We start from the raw sequence: 18,337 nt of genomic DNA on the forward strand, positions 1-18,337 counted from the left end.
CCGGATTTTGAAGATGAGCAATTTCAACGAAGAGACGATCACCAGCGTTCACCACTGGACCGACACGCTCTTCTCCTTCACCTGCACCCGCGATCCGGGCCTCAGGTTCCTCAACGGCCAGTTCACCATGATCGGCCTCAAGGTGGACGGCAAGCCGCTCCTGCGCGCCTATTCCATGGCCAGCGCGAACTACGAGCCGGACCTACAGTTCTTCTCCATCAAGGTCCAGAACGGCCCCCTCACCTCCCGCCTCCAGCACCTGAAGGTGGGGGACAAGATCCTGGTGGGCCGCAAGCCCACGGGCACCCTGGTGCAAGATAGCCTTCTACCCGGGAAGCGGCTTTACCTCCTGTCCACCGGCACCGGCCTTGCCCCCTTCCTCTCGGTGGTGAAGGACCCGGAGGCCTACGAGCGCTTCGAGAAGGTGATCCTGATCCACGGCACCCGCACGGTGGCCGAGCTGGCCTATGACACATTCCTCACGAAGGACCTGCCGAACCACGAGTTCCTCGGGGACGACGTACGCAACAAGCTCGTCTATTACCCGACCGTTACCCGCGAGCCGTTCCGCAACCATGGTCGCATTACCGACCTCATCACCTCCGGCAAGCTGTTCGCTGACCTCGGCGTGCCGGTGCTCTCCCCGGAGGAGGACCGGCTGATGCTCTGCGGCAGCCCGCAGATGCTGAAGGATGTGGTGGATTTGCTGGAGGCGCGCGGCTTCACCGAAGGTAGCCAGTCGGCACCCGGCCACTATGTCATCGAGAAGGCGTTCGTGGAGCGCTGAAGCGCGCTCCCGCTCCTTCAACAGGCCCAAGGATCACGGCTGCCGGATCACGGTGCCGGATCACGCCGCATCGTCCTGCGCGCCAGGCGCCTCCGCAGCCGTTCCAGCGGAGCCGCGCACCGATGGCTCCGGCCGGGATGCCACGATGCGGGGCGCCGGCCTGCGCTCCCGCCAGATCAGCAGCAGCCCCGCCAGCACCACCACCATAGCGCCCGCAATCACAAGGGGGGCCGGCCATTCCCCGAACAGCACGATGCCGAACACGGTCGCCCATAGCAGCAAGGCATAGTTGAACGGCGCCACCACCGAGGCCGGGGCATGGCGGATGGCCGAAGTCACGCAGATCTGGCCGATGCCGCCAGCCAGCCCCATGCCGGCGAGGATGAGGGCGACACGCCCCTCCGGCATCACCCAGCCGAACGGCAGCGTGGCGAGGCCGGCGACGGAAGCCACCAGCGAGAAATAGAAGACGATGGCCTCGCTGGTCTCGGTCCGGGTCAGATGGCGCACCTGGGTGATGGCGAAGCCTGCCCCCACCGCACCGGCCAGCGCCAGTCCCGCGCCGATCAGCGGTCCCGGCCCCGAACCAACCGAGGCATGGGAAAACGACGGCCACAGCATAAGCACGATTCCGCCCATGCCAACCGCGAGGACCAGCCAGCGATAGACCGGCACCCGCTCGCCCAGCAGCACCGCCGCCAGCACCACCGCCACCAGCGGCGTCGCATAGGAGAAGGCGACAGCCTCCGCCAGCGGGATGAAAGCGAGCGCGGCGAAGCTGAGCCACATGGCGCTCACGCCCACGAGGCCCCGCACCACATGGCCGAATGGCTGGCGGGTAACGAGGGCGCCCGTCATCCGCCCGCTCCAGGCGAGCCAGACCACCACGGGCACGAGCCCGATGAAGCTGCGGGCAAAGACGATCTCGCCGCTTGGCACCTCGTCCGCCACCATCCGCACCAGCGCGGACATGATCGCGAAGAAGAAGGTGGCGGCGATTTGCAGGCCGATTCCGGCCGGGACATTCATCGGGGGCAGATCCGAACGAGGCGGCCTTATCGCTATAGCGCGCGCAGACGGCGCGCGGCATGCGCCTGTCGCAGAGCTCCGACTTTAGTCCCGCGTCGGGCTCAGCCCAAGGCGCGACCCGCCTCTCAAAGCTCCGGATTGGCTCGGCGGAGCTGGCCGTAGGCAACGGACAGGAAGGCGCAGGTGAGCACAATCTGGACCGGCAGCAGAACCATGCTCACCACGTCCACCAGCGTCTCCGGCACCAGGAGCTGCACGATCTGCTCGACAAGCAGGATCGGCAGGGAAATGAGGAACGGGCCGAGGACGAGCGCCAGCGTATTGCCCTTGCCCAGCCGCCAGGCCTGCGCCCAGGAAATCGGATCGCCCAGCACCCGCGACGGCAGCCGCAGCGCCGGCCGGGATGCAACCACCGCCACGACGGTGACGACCAGGAAGACGAGCACCAGTTCCAGTCCGGTCCCGAGTGGCGCCGACCCCGAAAGCATGGCAATGGCAAAGATCGGCACCAGCGCGCTGAGACCTGCCGCAAGGCCGATGAGAATGGTGTCGAGAAGATAGCCCACCATTCGTCCCGCCCCCTGCCCGAGGGTCTGTGCATCGAAGGCCGACGGTCCGCGCAGAACCTCCCCATGGGTCAGCAGGGCCAGCGGGATGCTCGCCACCGAATAGACCAGCAGCAGGAGGCCGCCCAAGTCTGACGAGACAAGCAGCCCTACCAAGATACCTGCGACGGCATATGCGGCGGTAGTCTTCTGATGTCGCAGGACCACTGCGAAGGCCCACTGGAACGACCACTTCAGCGAGGCCAGAAGCGGGATCTTGTAGCCACTATCCATCAATCGCCACCGGTGCCGAAGAGAGCCGCGCCAAGCCTGGTTGCCGCTGCGGCCGACCCAGCGCGTACCTAGACGGCTCCGGCCCGTCTTGTCGATAGGCGCGATCGTGGCCGGGCGCGCCAAAGGTGGAATGACCGATCGCTGTGACAAACGGGCTGCCGTTTCGCGGTTGGCTTCCAGCCCGCATCGTCGGCGTCTTCCAATCTTGCCGTGTCAGGATACCAGAAACGCGGACGACTCGTGCCGCGCGGGGCCGGCACGTCCGATTGTTTGGATGCTTTGCCGCCTTACATACCGTGGTGCAGCACGCCGGGAACGGCAGATCGGCTCTATGATACCTAATCGCATAAATTCTTTGGCCATCGATCGCAGATGTGAGGTGCTGCGATATGCGGCAGCCAACTTTTATCGCAATGCAGCATTGCCCGCCGCTTGGGCACACCCCCGGATACCACGAATTTTGAAAGGATAGCTGCGATGCAATATGCGAAAGACAGCCAATGACATGAATATACAATCCAATTGTTCTTGTCCTACTCTTCGCAAATTGGGGCATGATCGCCGAGATCCCAACGTTATGTTCGCGCTTAACGCATTTCACAGCAGGACATTGACAAATTTATTACATATAATAACCATTCGCATCGATTTTTATACTAGCTTGCATCGCAGCATTCGGAGTGCTATTGTCAACTTATCATTTGATAGTCGGTGCGACTCCAATCCGAGGGATCAAAGGCCAAATGTCGATATCCACGGACAACATGCGGGTCGAGCGCGTCGGCGAGGGTCGGATCCAGCGAGCCGTGATCGACTACGCCTCGATGCCGCCGCTCTTCATCTTGTGCGATGTCGTGCTCATGCTCGCCTTGAGCATGCTCGTGGACGTCATCTCCACAAGCCAGACCTCCACCGGCGCCCTGTCTACCTTCGATTTCACGCGTCCGCTGGGGATTGGCATCCTCTCGGCCGTCACCTTCGTGCTCATCACCACCTCCCGGGGGCTCTACAAGCCCTGGCAGATGGTGCGGGCGACGGAGCAGGTGCGCGCGGCCTTCGTGAACTGGACCTTCACCATCCTCTTCGTGGCCACGGTGATCTTCTGCCTCAAGGTGGGCGACGACACCTCGCGCCTCTCCACCGGTATTTTCGCCGCGCTTGGCTTCGTCGCGGTGCCGGCGTCCCATTGGGCCATGGGCGTGTGGTTGCGTCGCGCGGTCGAGACCGGCGCGGTGCGCGGCCGGCCCTCCATCCTCATCGGCGACATGTCCCAGCTCGACCAGGTGGTTCCCACAGAGCTACTCAAGCGCTTGGGCCTGCGCGAAATGCGGCGTTTCAGCTTTGCCGGCGTCCCGTCTGGTGCCGCCACGGGCTCGCTGGGTGCCGACGAACTCGACACGCTCAAGAGCGCTATCCAGTTCGCCCGCCAGCAGCGGATCGAAGAAATCGTCATCGCCATGCCGTGGAACAACCTGGAGCGTCTCGACGCAGTCCGGGCTCGGCTGCGGGCGCTGCCTGTGCCGGTGAAGCTCCTGCCCGATGAAGCGGTCCATGAGCTGCTCGACGCGCCGCGCGTGGATTTCGGTTCGTCGGTGGCCATCGAAGTGCAGCGTGCGCCGCTCTCGCGCATCGAGCTCGCCCAGAAGCGGGTGCTCGACATCGCGGTGTCCGGCGTGGCCATGACGCTGCTGCTGCCGCTGTTCGCCATCATCGCCATCTGCATCAAGTCGGACAGCAAGGGGCCGGTGATTTTCCGCCAGCGCCGCAACGGCTTCGGCGGGCGCGAGTTCACCATCTACAAGTTCCGCTCCATGTCGGTAATGGAAGACGGTGCCAAGGTGACGCAGGCCCAGCGCAACGATAAGCGCGTGACCCGGGTCGGCCGCTTCCTGCGCGCCACCAGCCTCGACGAGCTGCCGCAGGTGCTGAACGTGCTGTTCGGGCACATGTCCATCGTCGGACCGCGTCCCCACGCCATGGCCCACGACGATGAGTATTCCAAGCTGATCGCCGGTTACGCCTTCCGCCACCACGTGAAGCCCGGCATCACCGGCTGGGCCCAGGCCAACGGCCTGCGCGGCGAGACCTCCGAGATCTCGCTCATGGAACGGCGGATCGAGATGGACCTCTGGTACGTCAACAACTGGTCCATCTGGCTCGACATCAAGATCATCCTGAAGACCTTCATCGAGGTCTTCCGCAACGACGCCTACTGAGACAGGGCCATACCCAGAGCGTTCAATGACGAAAGAGCCGGGGAGGCCCCCCGGCTCTTCTGATTCCAGCCTTCGATTTCTGGCGTCACCGTCGGTCTTGCAGATGGCAACGATCCACCCGGCACGCGCCCGCAGGCCGCCACCCATCACATGTGATTTTCGCATCGTGTTGCCTGGCTTCCGGGGCGACCTAAGGCAGTCGCGCGCGACGCTGGCACAAAGCCGCTGCATGCCGATCCAGCACACGTCCAAGGCGCCGGCAGTCGATCACCGATCGCAACGCGTCTTGTGGCGCCCGGCGCCGCTCAAGGCTGCGTCATCCAAGCCATCGGCATTTCGAATGCCCGACGCCGCGGTTCGGGATTGCCTCAGCCGTGCGCCCGGCAGATCGCGCGTCGGGCCGCGGCGGGTCTGTCAGGTGACCGTGGCCGGCCCTGGCTGATACCGCAGGCCTTGGCACCGCATCCGGTGCGGCTGACACTCGGTCAGCCCCGCGCCGCCTCGTCCACCATACGCGCCACCGCATCCCCCGCCGCTTCGAGCAGGTCCGCCTCGCGGGCACGAACCACCAGATTGGTCTTGAAACGCCCGTCGGTCTCGTCGCGGAAGGGATAGGAGCCGATCACCGCCGCCGGAAACCGCTCGGCGATGGCGCGCAGGGGCCCGGCGATGTCGCCTTCCTTGGCCTCCGCCAGAATGGTGCGGGACAGCATGGGCCGGCCCTTCCTCAGGTCGGGCAGCACGGCTTCGAGCATGGCCTGCATGATGCGCGGCACACCAGCCATGACGATCACATTGCCGATGCGGAACCCCGGCGCCTTGGACACCTCGTTCACCACCAGACTGGCCCCCTCGGGAATGCGCGCCATGCGCAAGCGCGCATCGTTCAGGTCCTTCTCGGCGATGTATTCCAGCAGCATGGCGCGGGCGCGGGGGTCCACGTCGATGGCGACGCCGAAGGCCCTGGCCACTGAATCTGCGGTAATGTCGTCATGGGTCGGGCCGATGCCCCCGGTAGTGAAGACGTACGTGAAGCGATCGCGCAGCGCATTGATCGCCGCCACGATGTCCTCCTCCACGTCGGCGACGATTCGCACCTCACGCAGGTCGATACCCACGTCGGTCAGGCGCTCGGCGATGTGGCCGATGTTCTTGTCCTTGGTCCGTCCCGAGAGGACCTCGTCGCCAATGACCACCAGTGCTGCCGTGACCGATTGCGCGCCGTCTGCCTCGCCCATGTGGAAAACCTCTGCCGCTGCCGGCAGCAGCGCCGCCGGATTTGCCCAAATAATGACCAACCAAAAAGCGTAAGCGTCGCTCTTTGCGAGCCTTCCCCCTTTAGCACTTCTTTGGCACGATGTTTGTACGCTCGAAGTCAGGTTCCAGGGCGCGGAGTGACGGTTCCAATGCCGCATGCGTTTGATGAAATGTCCAGTGCCGACGGCTCGGTCAGGCCGGCCTACGAGACCCTGCAGCGCTGGCTCGCCAGCGTGCCCCAGGATGTGCTGGACCACCGCCGCAAGGAGGCGGAGTTCATCTTCCGCCGAATCGGCATCACCTTCGCCGTCTACGGCGAGCAAAACTCCCAGGAGCGCCTGATCCCGTTCGACATGGTCCCGCGCATCATCACCAAGGATGAATGGGCCACCCTGTCCAAAGGCCTGGAGCAGCGCGTCAAGGCGCTGAACATGTACATCCGCGACGTCTACACCAAGCGCGAGGTGCTCAAGGCCGGGGTGGTGCCGGAGAACCTCGTCTACCAGAACCCCGCGTTCCGCCCGGAGATGAACGGCCAGCGCGTGCCGCACGACCTCTACGTGCACATCGCCGGCATCGACATCGTGCGCACCGACCCCGACACCTTCTACGTGCTCGAGGACAATGCCCGCACCCCCTCCGGCGTCTCCTACATGCTGGAGAACCGGGAGATCATGCTCCGCCTGTTCCCCGAGCTGTTCTCCATGCACAAGGTGGCGCCGGTCGATAAATACGGCGACGACCTGCTGGCGACGCTCCGCTCGCTGGCGCCCCATGGCGGGCACGAGCCGAACGTGGCCATCCTCACCCCCGGCATCTACAACTCGGCCTATTACGAGCACTCGTTCCTGGCCGACAAGCTGGGCGTGGACCTGGTGGAAGGGCGCGACCTGTTCGTGAAGGACGACGTGGTCTACATGCGCACCACCGAGGGGCCTAAGCGCGTGGACGTGATCTACCGCCGCCTCGACGATGATTTCCTCGACCCCCTGATGTTCCGGCGTGACAGCCAGCTCGGCGTGCCCGGCCTCATGAGCGCCTATCGCGCCGGCAACGTCACCCTCACCAATGCGGTGGGAACGGGCGTCGCCGACGACAAGGCGGTCTATTCCTACATGCCGGACATCATCCGCTTCTATCTCGGCGAGGAGCCGCTCCTGCCGAACGTGCCCACCTGGCGCTGCCGCGAGCCCGATCACCTCAAGTACGTGCTGGAGCACCTGCCCGAGCTGGTGGTGAAGGAAGTGCACGGCTCCGGCGGCTACGGCATGCTGGTGGGCCCGGCCTCGGACAAGGCGCAGATCGAGAAGTTCCGCGCCAAGCTGGTTGCGGACCCGGCCAACTTCATCGCCCAGCCGACGCTTGCTTTGTCCACCTGCCCCACCATGGTGGAAAAGGGCGTCGCCCCCCGCCATGTGGACCTGCGGCCCTTCATCCTCTCCGGCTCGGACAAGGTGCGCATCGTGCCCGGCGGCCTCACCCGCGTCGCCATGAAGGAGGGTTCGCTGGTGGTGAATTCCAGCCAGGGCGGCGGAACCAAGGACACCTGGGTTCTCGACGCCTGAGCACTCCAAGGCTGCGGCACGCCGCGGCCTTCGCCTCCCGGACGCCTGAGCGCGGGTTCCCGCGCCTCGATTTGCCTCCTTCCCAACGGGCTCCCCATGCTTTCGCGCACCGCCGACAACCTCTACTGGCTGACCCGCTACGTGGAACGCGCTGATTGCCTCGCGCGCATCCTCGACGTCTCCCAGCGCCTATCCTACACGCCGGTCACCTATGGTGGCTCCACTAACGAATGGGCCTCGGCGGTGCTCACCGCCGGCTGCGAGGACGAGTTCATCGCCCGCTACGGACCCTTGGAGGACGCCAAGGAGGAGGACGTGGTGTCCTTCCTTGCTTTCTCGCCGGAAAACTCTTCGTCCATCCGCAACTGCTTCGAGGTGGCGCGCACCAATGCGCGCTCGGTGCGCACCGCGCTCACCTCGGAAATGTGGGACGTGATCAACTCGGCCTGGATCGAGCTGCAAAGCTTCCCCAACCGGGCGCTCACCCGCGACGAGCTGTCCCGCTTCCTGGCCTTCGTGAAGGAGACCTCGCTGCGCTTCGACGGCGCCACCTTCCGCACCATGCTGCGCAACGACGGCTACTGGTTCGCAAGGTCCGGCGCCCAGCTGGAGCGCGCCGACAACACCGCGCGCATCCTCGATGTGAAATATCACGTGCTGCTGCCGGAGAAGGAGCACGTGGGCGGCCCCCTCGATTACTTCCAGTGGGCCTCCATCCTGCGCTCGGTGTCCGCGCTCACCGCCTTCCACTGGGTCTATCGCGACAGCGTGAAGCCGTGGCTGGTGGCGGACCTTTTGATCCTGAACCGGCAGATGCCGCGCTCGCTCGCCGCCTGCTACGAGCAGCTGGCGCGCAACCTCGACGACATCGCCAGCGCCTATGGCCGGCAGGGCCCGTCCCAGCGCCTCGCCCGTTCCATGCAGGCGCGGCTGACCAATCGCACCATCGACGACATCTTCCAGCACGGCCTGCACGAGTTCATTTCCGAGTTCATCTCGGACAACAACAAGCTCGGTGCCGAAATCACCGAGCAATATCTGACCTGAGTCCCGATCTGAGCTAAAAGGGGCCGCCGCGTGCGGCCCCCCAAAGGGTTGCCGATCGAGCTGCACCGCCGCCCGATCAGTCGATCCGTCTCCAGGAAAGCGTCACGCGAAGGCCCGCCTGCGCCGAGGCAAGCCCCCGAGAAACGCCCCCAAGGACCCACCATGCGCATCCGCATCCGCCACGAAATCACCCAACGTTTCGAGCCCGGCAGCCGCAACATGGCGGTCACGGTGCGCCTCACGCCGAGGTCCCACGAGGGCCAGTTCATCCTGCGCTGGGCGCTGGACCTCAACTCCGACTGCCGGCTCGCCGCGCAGGAGGATGCCTTCGGCAATCTCTGCCACACCTTCTCTGTAGACGGGCCGACCGACCACCTGAGCGTGGTCGCGGAAGGCGAGGTGGAAACCCAGGACACCACCGGCATCATGCATGGCACGGTGGAGCGCTTCCCCCCGTCCCTGTTCCTGCGCCAGACCGACCTCACGGAGGCGACCCCGGCGGTTGTGGCCTTCGCCGAGAGCGTTAAGCTGACCGAGGACGATCCGCTTGGCCAGCTCCACGCCCTCATGGTGGCGCTGCATGACAAGGTGGAAGAGCAGGACGGGCCGGCATTGGGCGGCCCCCTGACCGCCAATGCGGCGCTGCAGGCCGGCAAGGCCTGCTCCGGTGGCATCGCCCATCTGTTCACGGCCGCGGCGCGACATCTGGGCCTGCCGGCGCGGCACATCTCCGGCTATCTCGCGCCCGACGCCCCGGAAGACGGCGAGAACGCGGGTGTGGGCACGGCGCGGCACTGGGCGGAGGCCTATGCCCCCAAGTTCGGCTGGATCTCCTTCGACGCCGGCCGGAACCTGTGCGGCACCGAGCATTATGTGCGCCTCGCGGTGGCCCTCGACGCCATGGGCGTCGCGCCGCTGCGCAGCACCGGCCTCGAAGTCGAGGAAGCGGTGAGCGCCCTCGACAGCCGGGCCCCGCAGAAAGTGGCGCAGGCGCAGAGCCAGGTTCAGAGCTAGGCTCGGAGCCCGGCGGGAATCAAGCTGCGACGGAAACGCGCCGGACCGGAATCCGCGCGCAGTTAAGCTACGCGTATGACTTCGCGCAACGACACCCCCGGTGCGCGCGCGTAGAGTGCGATATGGACGGATCCTGAGGGGATGCATCGCCATGTCGATCCACACGCCGACCGATCAGCCACCCGACCTGTCACTGCGCGCCGAAGCGCCAGCGGCAGCCGACAAGGCATTGGCAAAGCCACGCTCCCTCACTGCGCGCGATGCCATGGCCCCGCCGCCGCCCAAGCTTGAGGCCCGGCACGTCACGTTTCGCTATGGCGAAACCGTTGCGCTGAGGGATGTCAGCCTGAGCCTCCAGGAGCACCGGGTGACGGCCCTCATCGGCCCGTCCGGATGCGGCAAGTCCACGCTGCTGCGCGTGTTCAACCGCATGTACGACCTCTATCCGGACCAGCATGTGGAAGGCGAGGTGCTGCTCGACGGGGTGAACGTTCTCGACCCGTCGGTGGACCCGGTGCCGCTGCGGGCGCGCATTGGCATGGTGTTCCAGAAGCCCACGCCCTTTCCCATGTCCATCTACGACAATGTGGCCATCGGCCTGCGGCTGAACGAGGAGCTGACCCCGGCCGACTGCGAGGCACGGGTGGAGGACGCCCTGCGTCAGGCCGCCTTGTGGGACGAGGTGAAGGACATTCTCCCCCAGAGCGGGCTGCGCCTTTCCGGCGGCCAGCAGCAGCGCCTGTGCATCGCCCGCACCATCGCGCCGCATCCGGAGGTGATCCTGTTCGACGAGCCGTGCTCGGCGCTCGACCCCATCACCACGGCCAAGATCGAGGAGACGATGGAAGAGCTGAAGGCGCGCTACACCATCGCCATCGTCACCCACAATCTGCAGCAGGCGGCGCGCGTGTCCGATGTCACCGGCTTCATGTATCTGGGCGAGCTGGTGGAATTCCGCGCCACCGGCGACCTGTTCACCCGCCCGCACGACAAGCGCACGCAGGATTATGTGACCGGACGCTTCGGGTAGGGGAATAAGGCCGGGTTGGCGGCACCACGCCCCCTTGACCCCCTGCCCTCGCCCTGCAATCTCCTCCATCAGATACGGAGGAAACCCATGACCGCAACGCCGGCCTACGACCCCAGCAACATCTTCGCCAGAATCCTGCGGGGCGAGCTGCCGGCGCACAAGGTCTATGAGGACGACAAGGCCCTCGCCTTCCTCGACATCATGCCCCGCTGCCCGGGCCACACCCTCGTCATTCCGAAGAACCCCGCGCGCAACATCCTCGACATCGACCCCGAGGATCTCGCCTATGTGGCGAAGATCGCCAAAAAGGTGGCCATCGCTGCCAAGGCGGTGTTCGCCGCCGACGGCGTCACCGTGCAGCAGTTCAACGAGGAGGCCGGCGGGCAGGTGGTGTTCCACCTCCATGTGCATGTCATTCCCCGCCACGCCGGGGAGGCCATGAAGCCGCCGGCGAGCGCCATGGAGAAGCCCGAGGTGCTGGCCGAGCATGCGGCGCGGCTGAAAGCCGCTTTGGCCGGCTGAGCGCGTGACGCTTTCCCCCTCGGATCTGGCACACGCAGCGGGGGTCACGGTGCGCGCCCCCGCGCGGCTGCATCTCGGCTTCCTCGATCTGGACGGTGCAGTGGGGCGGCGCTTCGGCAGCCTCGGCATCGCCCTCGATCGGCCGGTGACGGAAGTCACGGTCACCCGTGCGGATGCGGATGCTGAAAGCGGCCCCGATGCCGCCCGCGCCGCCCGCGCCCGCGATGCGGTGCGCGCCGCCCTCGACATCCGCCAGGCGTTTGGCGTGGCGGTGGATTCCGCCCTGCCCGCCCATAACGGGCTCGGCTCCGGCACCCAGCTGGCGCTGGCCGTGGGCGTGGCGGTGGCGCGCCTCTCCGGCCATGCGCTGTCCGCTCGCGAAGTCGCGACCCTGCTCGGGCGCGGCCGGCGCTCGGCCATCGGCATGGAGGCGTTCGAGGCCGGCGGGGTCATCCTCGACGGCGGCAAGGCCATGACCAATGGGGCCGGCGCTGCCGCCACAGGGCCGGGAGCGCCCCCGCCCCTCCTCGCCCGCCTGCCTGTACCGGACGCCTGGCGCATCATCCTCGTCTACGATCGGGCACGGGAAGGCCTCTCGGGCGATGCCGAAATGAAGGCCATGGCGACGCTACCGCCGTTTCCGCCCGAGCGCGCCGCCCACTTCTGCCACCTGATGCTGCTGCGGGCCCTGCCCGCCCTCGCGGAGGGCGACGCGCAGGCGTTCGGGACGGTCATCGGCGAATGGCAGCGGGCACTGGGAGATCACTATTCCGCCGCGCAAGGCGGCGCCCGATTCCTCAGCGCCGACGTGGCCGCCGCCATCACGGTCCTGGAGGAGAAAGGTGTGCCGGGGGTCGGCCAAAGCTCCTGGGGACCCACGGGTTTCGCCATCCTGGGCGACCCGGCCGAGGCCGAGGCGCTGCTCGGGAGCTTGCGCCGACGCTTCGCATCGTCCACAAACCTCTTCTTTGATTGCGTGCGGGGCAACAATCAGGGTGCCGAACTCGTCGCCCTTTAGGGACCTCTGCTGCGGGCCAAAAACGAAGAACACGAGGAGGACGGCGCGGCGCTCCGGAGCACCCGCCGGTCGGCTTGCCCCGCAAGCGCATCGGATGGTGCATGCTCTGCCGCACTGGCAGGACGAACCGGCCGGTCGACTCGGGCCAGCCTGATCGGATCCGGCTTTGGAGGGCAAACAGACGCTCTGCGTCGGGCTGCGTCGCGTGAGAACAGGCTGGGAAACATGGATCTTGCCCTCATCGCCCTTTCCGCCCGGCCTCTGGCCGCCAGTGCTGCCCGGGCGGGCTTTGCCGCACTTTCGTTCGACCTGTTCGCCGACCTCGACACCTGCGCCCATTCGGCGCGCTGCGTGCGCGTGCACAAGAAGAACGGCTGCGCCTTCGATGGGGATGACCTGGTCCAGGCGCTGCATTCGCTGGCGCCGGCCGGCCTGCCCGTCGTGCTCGGCGGCGGACTGGAGCATGACCCCGCCCTCATGGCGCGCATCGCCGAGCGCAATCCCATCCTGGGCAACGCCCCGCAGACGGTGCGGGTGCTGAAGGACCCCATCGCCCTCGCCGCCTTGTGCGCGCATCTGGGCATCCCGCATCCGCCCATCACGCTGGAGGCGCCCACCGCCGAGACCTTCGCCGGCGCCAACGTGCTGGAAAAGAAGATCGGCGGTGCGGGCGGCGCCCACATCCGCCGCCGCGAGACCGGCGACCTCTCCCCGCCCGCGCCCGATCACTTCCTCCAGCGCGAGGTGGAGGGCCAGTCGCTCTCGGTGTTGCTGCTGGCCAACGGCACCGCCGCGCGTCTCATCGGCGCCTCCCGCCAGTGGCGGGCCGAGGACCCCGAGCACCCCTTCCGCTATGGCGGCGCCGCTGGCCCCATCGTGCTGCCGGAGGCATTCGCCGCCCAGATGCAGCAGGGCGCACTCAACGTGGCCCTGGCTTGCGGGCTGGTCGGTCTCGTCTCGGTGGACTTCATGGTGTCCGATGAGGGCTGGTTCCTGGTGGAGGTGAACCCCCGCCTCGGCGCCACCCTCGACATTTTTGACGTGGACCCGCTGCCGCCGCTGTTGGGCCTGCATCTGGCGGCCTGCGGCGGCCGTCTGCCTGACGTGCTGCCGGTGCCGTCGGAGGCCCATGCCGCCGGCGTCATCTATGCCGACCGAGACATGGTGGTGCCGCAGGAGGCTTGGCCCGAGCATGTGGCGGATCGCCCGCCCGCTGGTGCCGCCGTGGCCAAAGGCTCGCCCCTGTGCACCGTGCGCGCCACTGGCCCCTCGGTGGAGATCGCCGAGGCGCGCCTCGTGGAATACACCCGAGCCCTCAAGCGCGAACTGGGGCTTTTACCCGAACCCGCCGCGGCGCCGTGAGGGTTCGGCGCCCGCCGCAGACAGCTTGAGCCACACTGTGCCCCCTATCGTGCAACCCATGTCGGCAACCGCGATCGCCAGCGCTTTCGAGGCCGCCTGCCGCGCCGAGCTTTCGGCGCTGAAGCCGGGGAACGTGCACATCTTCGCGGCCGGCCACGGCATGGAGGTGACCCAGTTCGAGCACGCTGCCGCCGCCGCCGCGCCGGCCATCGCCCGTGCCGACCTCAAGGTGGGTACACGCATCGAGGCGGCTGTTCAGGCCTCGCTCGCGGCGGCGGGCTGTAATACCAATCTGGGCATCATCCTGCTCTGCGTGCCGCTGGCCGCCGCGGTGGAGCAGGGCCAGGGCGGTCTTCGGGGCGGCTTGCGCGCCGTGCTGGACAGCCTCGACGTGGCGGATGCGCAGGCCGCCTTTCGGGCTATCGCCGCCGCCAATCCGGGCGGGCTGGGCGCCGTGCCGGATGCGGATGTGCGGATGTCCGCGACCATCACCCTCAAGGCGGCGATGGAGATGGCGGCAGGGCGTGACAGTATTTCCCGGCAATACGTGACGGGTTTCGAGGACATCTTCAGCCTCGGCATGCCAGCGCTCGGGGACAGCCCGCTGGCACGCGAGCGCGTGGAGGCCGCCTATCTCGCCTTCCTCTCCACCTTTCCCGACAGCCATATCGTGCGCAAGTTCGGGACCGCCGCCGCCGAAACGGTGCAGGCGGAAGCGCAGACCGTGCGGTCGCAACTGGAGGGCCTTGACGGCGGCAGGCGCCATGACCTGCTGCTGGCCTTCGACAGCCGGCTGAAGGCGCGCGGCCTCAATCCCGGCACCACCGCCGACCTGACGGTGGCGAGCATCTTCGCGGCTTTGCTGGCGTAGCCCGGCGCGCACTGAACGCGGCGCGCGTCTCCCGACATCCTGAACGGCCGCGAACCACGCCGCCTCAAGATGAGCGCGCCGTGTCTCGGCTTCAGAACTTCACCGCGAGCGCGGCCTTGCCGGCGTTGTAGCTGGCGCCGTCGCCGGCCATGCCGTCATAGGCGAGGGTCAGCGTCACGCCGGTGGCGAAGGCGAGGTCGATGCCGAGGCTCGCCACCAGGCTGTCCTCGGCAATGGGCAGGCCCTCGACCCCGAACACGGTGCCGGTGTTCACGAAGACCACGGCCGCCTCGGGGACCACGTCGCCGAACGCATGGCGCCAGCCGGCCGAGGCATGGGGGGTCACGGCGATGCCGTTGCCCGCAGCGAAGGTGGTGGCGAGTCGCAGACCCAAGGTGGTGTAGGCGGTGTCGAAAGACGTGCCCTGGGAGGCAAGGCCCGCCACCGGCGCGTTGGTCTCGGCGAAGCTGCCGAGGTTCACGCTGGTCCAGCCGATGCCGGCGAAGGGCTCGAACGCCACGCCACCGAGGGCCACCGTGTAGCCCGCTTCCGCGAACAGGTTGCCGGCGGTGCCGTCATAGCTCGCCTTGGGTGCCTCGCCGGTGAGGGCGACGAAGCGGCTGGTATCGATGCTGCTCCAGCCGTAGGACGCCCCGGCCCGCAGCTTGATGGCGTCGAAGCGCGCCCCGCCGTACGCGGCGATGCGCCAGGTCTCGGTGTCCGCCGAGGCGAGATCGGTGCTGGTGGAGGCGGAGGAATAGCCGGCGGCGAGGCCGAACACCGTGTTGGCGAGGCTCACGTCGCCGCCGAGCAGCACGCCGCCCAGATTGGTGTCGGCGGCGGCGGCATTGCCGTTGGAATCGGTGGAGAGCCACTGGCCATAGCCCTGGGCCCAGCCGGTCCACACCGGCGCGTCGGCCGGCGCCTTGATGGCCTTGAAGGCGTTGGCCGCGGGGGACGACGGCTCGGCATAGGCCCGCGCCGGCCCGCCGGCCCCGAGCGCCGCCGCGCTGCCCTTGGCCGCGGCATAATCCGCCTGCCGTAGCCGGCCGAGGATGAGGTCGTTCACCAGCATGTTCTCGGTGGCGATCTGCCCCGGAAGGGTGGCGTGGATGTCGCCGGAGAGCTGGGCCAAGGCGAGGGTGGGATTGTCGCCGGCGACCTGGGTGGCGAAGTCGCCGTAAAGGATGGAGGAGCGCGCCTTGTCGCTGCCGCCGATGCGCTCCAAGGCGCCGGCCACCGAGAGCTGGTTGCGGGTCAAAGCGTAGCTGGCGAAGGCCACGCCGGTGCGCTCCAGCGCCAGCGTGACGCGGGTGTCGTCGTAGCTCAGCTCCGGGGTGACGAAGAGATAGTTGATCGGGTTCGCCACGGTCAGCCCGGCGAAGGTGCCGGACACCTGGGTGTCGGACGACACGATGGTGTAGATGCGGCTCCAGGCGAGGGCGCCGTACATCTCCACTTGCGCGCCTTCGGCGATGGTGGCGGTACCGCCCATGGTGATGAGGTCGGTCTTGCCGTTCGGCGCCACATCCACAAGGTAGGTGCCGGCCAGCGTCGCGTTGCCGGTGACCGCGAGGGTGCCATAGGGCGCGCTGCTGGTGCCGGGGGAGAGGAAGACCGTGCCGGAGGCGGCGAGACTGCCGAGGGTGCCGTTGCCGGTGAGCACGCCGGCGTTGGTGTCGTTGCCCGACAAGATCAGGTTCGCCTCGCCGAGGGATGCGTTGTCGAGGGCAAGGGCCGACTGGTCGAACACGAGGTCCCCGGCAAAGGTTGAGGTGCCGGTAAGGGTGGTCAGGGTCTGCGCCTCGGCGGTGACCCGCTCGAAATGGCGATAGGTGGCGGCATCACCGATGAGGCTGGCGTCGAAGGTGACATTGTCGCCGAGCGCGCCGAGCTGGAGGGTGTCCGTGCCACCTTCCGCATCCACGATGCCGGTCACCTTGCTGCCGGTGTGGTAGACGAACAGGTCGTTGCCGCCGCCCATTTCAACCGCATAGGTGGTGCCGGAAATGGTGCCGTAATTGACCACCGTGAGGCTTTTGGAGCCATCCACGCCGGAATTCACATAACGGATGCCGTAGCCGTCGAGCCCCTGGATCGTGCCGTAATTGGTGACGCTCATGGCGGCGAAGGCATCGCCGCCGTTGCTGTCGTCGACGAGGATGCCGTTGTTGGCGCCGGAGATCAGCGCCGAGGTGTGGGTGGCGTCGCCGTTGACGATGGTGCCCCCGCCGATGGCGATGCCTTCGCTGGTGCTGGGCTTCTCCTCGCCCGGCTTGGTGCCCTTGGAGCCGAGGCCCTTGATGGTGCCGTAGTTGTAGACCGTCGCCGCCTGATCGAAATCCACGCCGTCGCCGTCGCCGAAGCTCGCGGCGGGATCATAGGTGCCGGTGATGGTGCCGTAATTGGTGAGCGTGCCGGTGCCGTTGGAGTTCACGCCCGAGCCGTTGCGGCCCTCGATGGTCCCCGAATTGGTGACGATGAGCGTGTCGCTGGCGCCCGAGCCCTTGATGCCGTGATAGGCACCGGAGATCAGGCCGCCCTCGTAATTGTTCACCGTGATGGTGATGGCCTTGCCGATGTCGTCGCCGTCGACCTTGATGGCCGAGTTGTTCTGGGTGTCCGCCGTGCCGGCCGCGTAATAGGACGAGATGGTTCCGTAATTGTTGATGGTGAGGCCGTTGGTGCCCTGGATGGCGTCGTTGCCGGCGGCGGTGATCAGGCCGGTGGACCGGTTGGTGATGGTGATGGTGGCGTTGGCGGAATAGATGCCGCCCAGATCGATGCCCTGGCCGTCGACGGTGGACTTGATGGTGCCGGCATTGTCGATCTTGAGGATGGGCGCGGCGGTGCTGCCCGCCGTCGAGCTGATCTTGATGCCGTCGTCCGTGCCCGCGACCACGCCACCCAGCTTGTTGGTCAGGGTGAACGACTGGAGCGTGTCGAAATTGGCCGCAGTCTCGACCTTGATGGCGCGCTTGCCGTTCAAGGTGGTTTCGATAGTGCCGGAATTGGTGATGTCGATGATGCCGCCGCCGAGCCGGATCGCGTCGGAGCCGGCAGACGTGATCGTGCCGGAATTGTCCACGGACACCTTGGCGGTGGTCGCCGTCGCCTTGTCGAAATCGAACGCCTGGCCGGTCTGGGAGCTGATGGTGCCGGAATTGGTGATGGTCACCGTGCCGTCGGCCAGCGCGCCGTTGATGCGGAGTGCGTCGTCCTTCGAGGTGATGGCGCCATTGTTGGTCAGCGTGAAGGCGCCGGTGACGCCACTTGCCGTGTCGATGGTGCGGTTATTCGAGGTGATGGTGCCGTTGTTGGTGATGACCACACCGGGCGTCGCCGTCGCCGCCGCGCTCCACTGGATGGCGGAGGAACCGCCGCCCGCGAGCGTCGCGCCCGTGTCGATGGTGCCGGTGTCGCTGCCGGACACGCTCTGCTGCCCGGCGGCGGGCGGCACGGTGAACGAAGCCGCGAGTGCGGGCGCCGCCATGCCGGCCAGGAACAGGGCGAGGACGAGGCGGCTCGACGAGGCGTACAGCGCGGGCATGGCGTTCCCCAGAAGGTATCGAGGGGCTGCGTAGGGGCCTTCGATTACAGTTGGATGACAGCCGGAAGGAGCGCCGGCGCGGGGCCGAGCCCGTGGTCCGCCACATCCCCGCCACAGGCAGGATTTCGCCGGACGAACGGCGCGCTTGGCGCGCCGCTGCGATGAAACGACGCCCGGCTCGCAGCGCGATCCGATCAGATTGAACCCGCTGTTCGGCGAAGGAGTGGGCC

Annotated in this window: 14 protein-coding genes; 10 read left to right on the forward strand and 4 right to left on the reverse strand. The window is 67.1% G+C overall.

The window, feature by feature from the left end; translation table 11 throughout:
* The first annotated feature begins 13 nt into the window (after positions 1 to 13).
* Positions 14 to 787: a ferredoxin--NADP reductase gene (locus FBQ73_RS03160; protein ID WP_138398079.1), complete on the forward strand. Its 774-nt coding sequence runs from the start codon at positions 14 to 16 to the stop codon at positions 785 to 787.
* Between the two features lie 60 nt (positions 788 to 847).
* Here the strand turns inward: FBQ73_RS03160 and FBQ73_RS03165 are convergent, their stop codons facing one another.
* Complete coding sequence (locus FBQ73_RS03165; protein WP_246089536.1) at positions 848 to 1,816, reverse strand: DMT family transporter; 969 nt, start codon at positions 1,814 to 1,816, stop codon at positions 848 to 850.
* Between the two features lie 125 nt (positions 1,817 to 1,941).
* Positions 1,942 to 2,655, reverse strand: a complete 714-nt coding sequence (locus FBQ73_RS03170; RefSeq protein WP_138398081.1) for a hypothetical protein — start codon at positions 2,653 to 2,655, stop codon at positions 1,942 to 1,944.
* Positions 2,656 to 3,398: 743 nt separating this feature from the next.
* On the opposite strand from FBQ73_RS03170, the gene FBQ73_RS03175 reads away from it, so the two are divergent.
* Positions 3,399 to 4,871 carry an undecaprenyl-phosphate glucose phosphotransferase gene (locus tag FBQ73_RS03175; RefSeq protein ID WP_138398082.1) on the forward strand — a complete coding sequence of 491 codons (1,473 nt, stop codon included), beginning with the start codon at positions 3,399 to 3,401 and terminating at the stop codon, positions 4,869 to 4,871.
* Between the two features lie 485 nt (positions 4,872 to 5,356).
* Here FBQ73_RS03175 and FBQ73_RS03180 read toward each other — a convergent pair whose 3' ends face one another.
* Complete coding sequence (locus tag FBQ73_RS03180; protein WP_138398083.1) at positions 5,357 to 6,109, reverse strand: competence/damage-inducible protein A; 753 nt, start codon at positions 6,107 to 6,109, stop codon at positions 5,357 to 5,359.
* A gap of 168 nt (positions 6,110 to 6,277) precedes the next feature.
* On the opposite strand from FBQ73_RS03180, the gene FBQ73_RS03185 reads away from it, so the two are divergent.
* The 8 genes from FBQ73_RS03185 (at position 6,278) to FBQ73_RS03220 (ending at position 14,557) form a co-directional block, all read left to right on the forward strand.
* Positions 6,278 to 7,693 (forward strand): circularly permuted type 2 ATP-grasp protein, encoded by a 1,416-nt coding sequence (locus tag FBQ73_RS03185; RefSeq protein WP_138398084.1) that lies wholly within the window; start codon positions 6,278 to 6,280, stop codon positions 7,691 to 7,693.
* 96 nt (positions 7,694 to 7,789) lie between these two features.
* Positions 7,790 to 8,740 (forward strand): alpha-E domain-containing protein, encoded by a 951-nt coding sequence (locus tag FBQ73_RS03190; protein ID WP_138398085.1) that lies wholly within the window; start codon positions 7,790 to 7,792, stop codon positions 8,738 to 8,740.
* A 162-nt stretch (positions 8,741 to 8,902) separates the two neighbouring features.
* Positions 8,903 to 9,754 carry a transglutaminase-like domain-containing protein gene (locus tag FBQ73_RS03195; RefSeq protein WP_138398086.1) on the forward strand — a complete coding sequence of 284 codons (852 nt, stop codon included), beginning with the start codon at positions 8,903 to 8,905 and terminating at the stop codon, positions 9,752 to 9,754.
* A gap of 265 nt (positions 9,755 to 10,019) precedes the next feature.
* Positions 10,020 to 10,784, forward strand: a complete 765-nt coding sequence (pstB, locus tag FBQ73_RS03200) for a phosphate ABC transporter ATP-binding protein PstB (RefSeq protein ID WP_138398144.1) — start codon at positions 10,020 to 10,022, stop codon at positions 10,782 to 10,784.
* Positions 10,785 to 10,871: 87 nt separating this feature from the next.
* Positions 10,872 to 11,306 carry an HIT domain-containing protein gene (locus FBQ73_RS03205; protein ID WP_138398087.1) on the forward strand — a complete coding sequence of 145 codons (435 nt, stop codon included), beginning with the start codon at positions 10,872 to 10,874 and terminating at the stop codon, positions 11,304 to 11,306.
* A 4-nt stretch (positions 11,307 to 11,310) separates the two neighbouring features.
* Positions 11,311 to 12,324, forward strand: a complete 1,014-nt coding sequence (locus tag FBQ73_RS03210) for a beta-ribofuranosylaminobenzene 5'-phosphate synthase family protein (RefSeq protein WP_246089537.1) — start codon at positions 11,311 to 11,313, stop codon at positions 12,322 to 12,324.
* A 225-nt stretch (positions 12,325 to 12,549) separates the two neighbouring features.
* Positions 12,550 to 13,686, forward strand: coding sequence for an ATP-grasp domain-containing protein (locus tag FBQ73_RS03215; RefSeq protein WP_138398088.1), 1,137 nt, complete (start codon positions 12,550 to 12,552; stop codon positions 13,684 to 13,686).
* A 58-nt stretch (positions 13,687 to 13,744) separates the two neighbouring features.
* The gene (locus tag FBQ73_RS03220) at positions 13,745 to 14,557 is read left to right on the forward strand and encodes a triphosphoribosyl-dephospho-CoA synthase (RefSeq protein WP_138398089.1); all 813 of its coding nucleotides are present in this window, start codon (positions 13,745 to 13,747) and stop codon (positions 14,555 to 14,557) included.
* A gap of 91 nt (positions 14,558 to 14,648) precedes the next feature.
* On the opposite strand, the gene FBQ73_RS03225 is transcribed toward FBQ73_RS03220, so the two are convergent.
* Entirely contained in the window at positions 14,649 to 18,107 is a 3,459-nt protein-coding gene (locus FBQ73_RS03225; RefSeq protein WP_170218728.1) for an autotransporter outer membrane beta-barrel domain-containing protein, read from the reverse strand.
* Between the last annotated feature and the right edge of the window lie 230 nt (positions 18,108 to 18,337).

This window comes from Xanthobacter autotrophicus (assembly GCF_005871085.1).
Classification (GTDB): Bacteria; Pseudomonadota; Alphaproteobacteria; order Rhizobiales; family Xanthobacteraceae; genus Xanthobacter; species Xanthobacter autotrophicus.